The organism is Finegoldia sp. BIOML-A1 (assembly GCF_009678325.1).
GTDB lineage: Bacteria > Bacillota > Clostridia > Tissierellales > Peptoniphilaceae > Finegoldia > Finegoldia magna.
Map to the genome: position 1 here is coordinate 1 of NZ_WKZF01000016.1, position 4,394 is coordinate 4,394.

The window sequence follows — 4,394 nt, forward strand, 5'->3', positions numbered from 1 at the left end:
AAAAGTCGTATTTGGAAGAGAAAATAACATTCAAAAAGTCGTAGTAATGTGTTAAATAGCATTCAAAAAGTCGTAGTAATGTGTTAAATGAATTGTGTAAGCGGTTGGATTTCAGCGTGATTTTTAGTTAAAAAAAAAAGCTGATAAGCATATAAACAAGTTATGCTTTATAACAAGTCATTGATTTTTTACGGATAAGTCGTTGATTTACTGTCGGAAAAAGAAAAACAATAGGGAAAAAAAGCAAAGCAAAACCAACCAACGGGCGGTAGGACTGTGAACGGCTTTTTATGGCGTGTACACATTTGTGTACAAAAAGTTTGTATTTTATTGAAATATAGCTATCTTTGTACTGAATTTAAAAGCAAACAGATATGGAAGCATTATCAGTAAGAGAATACCGTAACAACCTCGCAGCGTCTTTCACCAAAGCTGACAATGGCGAGCAGGTACTAATTCGCAGGAAAAACGAGATTTACGCTTTGGTAAAAGTTGGTCGTGAAGATTTGATGATAACCCCGGAACTGCAAGCAAGGATTGACAAGGCAAGGGAAGAAATCAAATCCGGAAAGTGTGTTACCCTCAAAAGCAGTGAGGATATTGATGCTTATTTCGACAGTCTATGATGTACACAATTAGGGTTTCCGACGGGGTGGATAAGGTGATTGCCAAATGGAAGAAATCAAACCCCAATTTGTTCAAGAAGTATAAGAAAATCTACAAAGAATTGTTAGAGCACCCTAAGACTGGGCTTGGGCATCCCGAAGCGTTAAGGGGCGGTGGGGATATTACATGGTCTCGACACATTACCGCCCATGACCGGATAATCTATGACATTTACGAGGAAGTGGTAGAGGTCTACATTTTGGAGGTAGAGGGGCATTACAACGATAAATGATAAAACTGTTATGGTCGAATATTGTGTTTACTGGTTAGAGAACGGCGAGCCTATGCACGAGGTGTTCTCTAACCTTGCCGCCGCCGAGATGTACTCATGTGCGATAAGAGGGAAAGAAAACGTTGAATGGGTGGAGGTGTCCGAAGAAGAAGCCATTGATTTGGACGAACTGGAAGACATGTTCCCGGATGACTTCTGCGGCGTGTAATCCCCTTGGGTAGAAATGGGGTAGATTTTGTTAGGCTGTGGGGGATTTTCTAACACGCCGGGGCTTTTTTGCCGGGCGGTTAGTGTGGATGTATTCCAATGCGGTATGTGTATATATAGCAAGAAGTGTCCTTGTCGGACAATTCTTGCTTTTCTCGCTTTGCTCAAAAAGATTTTAAGATTACCTTTGTGACATGGAAGTAAGACGGAACGAAAAGATTACATTCCGCTGTACCCGGTATGAAAAGCTGGCACTTGCGGAGCAGGCAGCCCGATGTAGCATGAGCACATCGGAGTATTGCCGGAGTTTGTCCCTTGGAGGTCGCCCAAGGGAAAGGTACACCGAGGAGGAACGGCAGCTTCTCCGGGACATAGCCCAGTTGAAAGGAACGCTCCAACGGCTGAACAACTACTTCGGTGGTCGCCAGTACCGGGAGGTATTTGAAGAGAATCAGGCACTAATCACCGAACTTAAAAAAATACTTTCACGATGATAGGGAAAGGAAAGAGCATATCGCATGGTACGGCTGCACTGGAGTATGACCTTGCCAAAGAGATAGACGGACAGACAGCAGCCATCGAGATAGCCCGGCATGAACTTTACGGGTGTACGGGTGCGGAAATGGTACAGGAAATGAAACCATACCACGCTGATTTTCCGAACGTAAAAAACAATTGCCTACGTTTCGAGGTCAGTCCTTCGATAGAGGAAAGCGCCACCTTTACGGATGCGGACTGGGCGGAACTTGGTAACGACTTCATGCAGCGCATGGGGCTGGCGAACCACCAGTACATCATCATCCGGCACAGCGGTACGGAGAGCAAAAAAGAACAAGCCCACCTGCATATACTAGCAAACCGGGTTTCCCTTTCCGGGGAACTGTACCGGGATAACTGGATAGGGAAAAAGGCAACGGAAGCCGCCAACGCCATAGCCAAGGAACGGAACTTTGTACAGTCGCAGGACATCGGCAAAGCCAACAAAGCGGAAATCAAGGAAGCCATGGACGACGTATTGAAGAAGATGCAGGGCTTTGACTTGACTAAATTCAAGGAAGAACTTGGTAGGAGAGGTTTTAAAGTTCGGGAAGCCAGGGCAAGCACCGGAAAACTTAACGGCTACTACGTCACAGCCCGAAGCGGTACGGAGTATAAGGCGAGCGAGATAGGGAAAGGCTACACTCTCGCCCATATCGAGCGGACACAAAGCAAACTGAAATATAACTCAATGAACATATCTCATGGAAACAAACTCACATCCGGAAGCGGTAGCTTCCACCGTTAAGCAGGGACAGTACAGCCCCCGGAAAAGAAAAGACACAGCACCAAAGGTTAACCCGCAGCTTGCGATAGAACTGTTTTTTCAAGAAATGGGACGTATTGAAGCCTATACAAAGCGCATAGAGGATGCAACATCCCGAAAGGTACAAATAGACGGGAAAAGCCTCGAAAGTGCCGAAAATCGCCTAAAAAACGTATTGTCGGACTTTGAACGGCAGGGGTACAGAATGAAAAACGGCGGTTATGTGGACAAACGGATTTCGTTCTACTCAATCCTTTGTGCTGTTATCTCCCTATTGTTCGCTTGTTTCATGTGCTATCTTTGGACGGATGCAGCCAAAGACCGGGACAACTACAAGCAGTATTATGAATACTTCCAAGAGCAGGCAAGGGAACAAAAGGGAAACAAATAAACTCTAACTTTACGAATTATGGGAACAACGGAACACGAAGAACCCCGGTTCTTCTTCATACTGAACAAGGGTGCGAAGTCCGGCGGCGAAATCACCCATGCTGTCCTAAACGGTAGTATCGTTTCGAAGCCGGCAGGCTGGGACGCCTTTCATGGGCTTGTACTGGCGAAAGAGAAACTAAGCAGCGAGGAAATACAGCGGCAGATGAAAGAGCTTGGTGTAGAAATGGAAATCGTTCCTCTGATTTGACAAGATTACCCCGGCTGAAATATACCGGGGTAATCTTGTCACTTATCCTTGATTTTCCCTTTAAGGGCGTTTATAATCCACCCTTTTGGATTTGTTTTTGTCCTTGATTTTCCTCTAAGTATGGCGAGTTCTGTCATGATGTCTGGAAGTTCCATTTGTGCTGTTACAAATAAATCCCGGTTGTTTTTGATTTCTTTATCGGAGAACTCCAAAGATGTTTTTAAGTAACTTATCACTTGCCTACCTAAATCCCATGAAAGCCCGGTTTGCTTTTGTAGCTCTTTTTTGTATAGCTCTGCATCACGATGCTCTGGCTTGAATATTGGATAGAAGTTGAAACTTACAATTTTTTTCCCCTCCTTGTTTGCGGACCATTCGAATGTATAAGGACTTAGTTCGTCCAGCTCATTTTTTGCAGGTTCAATTACTTTCCGGACAAAATCGTTTGTCTTTGCGTATTTATCTTGTACTTTAAACATTTCTTTGAGCTGTTCAAGTGGATAGATTAGTTTTGTTTTCTGACCGCTTAAAAGTTCGTAGAACCGCATAGAATATACACTCTTAAACTTCATCGCAGTGGCTAATTCGTATTTGCGAAACCCTTTTGAAAAATCTAAGCAGCAGTCCCATATGTGTGAGTCTATTTGGAATGATACAACAGATGAACGCTTCTTTATCTTTGGCAATGCAATAATAGAAATGCTTATCCATTCTTTTTCATCCTCATAGGTAAAGATTTTCTTTTGTAGAGATAACAGTGCTTGTTTTACACGTGTGTAGTTTTCATCACTTTCTCCATTTAGCAATGAAGCAATAGGCATTGTGATGTGAACGGTATCAAAAAGTGTGTGTTCTATTTTTTTACAATCAGTTGCAAACCTAACTCCTTGGAGTTCACCTTGAGCCATTTCTACAATTCTATAAAGTATGCGCTTCTCATAAACGGAAAAGTCATACTTGGCTGTCGTCATAATATAGCTTTGTATTTGGTCTTTATTGACGACTGTTACACTGTTGTTCTTCTGTTGTTTCGTTTTCATCATCTACACGAAAGGATAAAATACTGTTGGCTTTATCTATGTGAGGAGCGTATATTTCAGAAAATTTTGCGAGGATAGAAATTGCGTTTTTTACCCTTTCAAATTCTTCTTTCTTAAAATGAACTATGATTTTCTTCATCCTTTATTGATTATTAGTATGTTGCGCAAATATAATAAGTAATTACGACTTGTGCAAATGGAAATCGTAGATGATGCAAAATAACATTCAAAAAGTCGTATTTGGAAGAGAAAATAACATTCAAAAAGTCGTAGTAATGTGTTAAATAGCATTCAAAAAGTCGTAGT

At 42.3% G+C, this 4,394-nt stretch carries 9 protein-coding genes; 7 read left to right on the plus strand and 2 right to left on the minus strand.

Annotated elements, in window-relative coordinates:
• Positions 1-374: 374 nt before the first annotated feature.
• From GKG00_RS08730 to GKG00_RS08765, 7 genes are all read left to right on the plus strand, one after another.
• Positions 375-626 (plus strand): hypothetical protein, encoded by a 252-nt coding sequence (locus GKG00_RS08730; RefSeq protein WP_004295507.1) that lies wholly within the window; start codon positions 375-377, stop codon positions 624-626.
• On the plus strand, positions 623-898 hold the full coding sequence (locus GKG00_RS08735; RefSeq protein WP_004327436.1) for a type II toxin-antitoxin system YoeB family toxin: 276 nt from the start codon (positions 623-625) through the stop codon (positions 896-898). Before GKG00_RS08730 ends, GKG00_RS08735 begins: the two co-directional genes overlap by 4 nt.
• Positions 899-908: 10 nt before the next feature.
• On the plus strand, positions 909-1,106 hold the full coding sequence (locus GKG00_RS08740) for a hypothetical protein (protein WP_005683054.1): 198 nt from the start codon (positions 909-911) through the stop codon (positions 1,104-1,106).
• Positions 1,107-1,299: 193 nt separating this feature from the next.
• Complete coding sequence (gene mbpA / locus GKG00_RS09080; protein ID WP_005683055.1) at positions 1,300-1,599, plus strand: mobilization protein MbpA; 300 nt, start codon at positions 1,300-1,302, stop codon at positions 1,597-1,599.
• Positions 1,596-2,390 (plus strand): mobilization protein MbpB, encoded by a 795-nt coding sequence (gene mbpB / locus GKG00_RS08755; RefSeq protein WP_007755894.1) that lies wholly within the window; start codon positions 1,596-1,598, stop codon positions 2,388-2,390. The genes mbpA and mbpB overlap by 4 nt, the downstream gene beginning before the upstream one ends.
• Entirely contained in the window at positions 2,347-2,799 is a 453-nt protein-coding gene (mbpC, locus tag GKG00_RS08760) for a mobilization protein MbpC (RefSeq protein ID WP_007755893.1), read from the plus strand. The genes mbpB and mbpC overlap by 44 nt, the downstream gene beginning before the upstream one ends.
• An 18-nt stretch (positions 2,800-2,817) precedes the next feature.
• Positions 2,818-3,048 carry a hypothetical protein gene (locus GKG00_RS08765; protein ID WP_007755891.1) on the plus strand — a complete coding sequence of 77 codons (231 nt, stop codon included), beginning with the start codon at positions 2,818-2,820 and terminating at the stop codon, positions 3,046-3,048.
• A 38-nt stretch (positions 3,049-3,086) separates the two neighbouring features.
• Here GKG00_RS08765 and GKG00_RS08770 read toward each other — a convergent pair whose 3' ends face one another.
• Both GKG00_RS08770 and GKG00_RS08775 read right to left on the minus strand, forming a co-directional pair.
• Positions 3,087-4,091, minus strand: a complete 1,005-nt coding sequence (locus GKG00_RS08770; protein WP_007755890.1) for a replication initiation protein — start codon at positions 4,089-4,091, stop codon at positions 3,087-3,089.
• Positions 4,042-4,227, minus strand: coding sequence for a hypothetical protein (locus GKG00_RS08775; RefSeq protein ID WP_007560600.1), 186 nt, complete (start codon positions 4,225-4,227; stop codon positions 4,042-4,044). The genes GKG00_RS08770 and GKG00_RS08775 overlap by 50 nt, the downstream gene beginning before the upstream one ends.
• Between the last annotated feature and the right edge of the window lie 167 nt (positions 4,228-4,394).

What these genes read in the sequence shown, in the direction of transcription:
- mbpC (WP_007755893.1), top strand. Translation starts at nt 2,347, where the DNA reads ATGGAAACAAACTCACATCCGGAAGCGGTAGCTTCCACCGTTAAGCAG.
- GKG00_RS08730 (WP_004295507.1), top strand. Translation starts at nt 375, where the DNA reads ATGGAAGCATTATCAGTAAGAGAATACCGTAACAACCTCGCAGCGTCT.
- GKG00_RS08765 (WP_007755891.1), top strand. Translation starts at nt 2,818, where the DNA reads ATGGGAACAACGGAACACGAAGAACCCCGGTTCTTCTTCATACTGAAC.
- mbpA (WP_005683055.1), top strand. Translation starts at nt 1,300, where the DNA reads ATGGAAGTAAGACGGAACGAAAAGATTACATTCCGCTGTACCCGGTAT.
- GKG00_RS08775 (WP_007560600.1), bottom strand. Translation starts at nt 4,227, where the DNA reads ATGAAGAAAATCATAGTTCATTTTAAGAAAGAAGAATTTGAAAGGGTA.
- GKG00_RS08735 (WP_004327436.1), top strand. Translation starts at nt 623, where the DNA reads ATGATGTACACAATTAGGGTTTCCGACGGGGTGGATAAGGTGATTGCC.
- mbpB (WP_007755894.1), top strand. Translation starts at nt 1,596, where the DNA reads ATGATAGGGAAAGGAAAGAGCATATCGCATGGTACGGCTGCACTGGAG.
- GKG00_RS08740 (WP_005683054.1), top strand. Translation starts at nt 909, where the DNA reads ATGGTCGAATATTGTGTTTACTGGTTAGAGAACGGCGAGCCTATGCAC.
- GKG00_RS08770 (WP_007755890.1), bottom strand. Translation starts at nt 4,091, where the DNA reads ATGATGAAAACGAAACAACAGAAGAACAACAGTGTAACAGTCGTCAAT.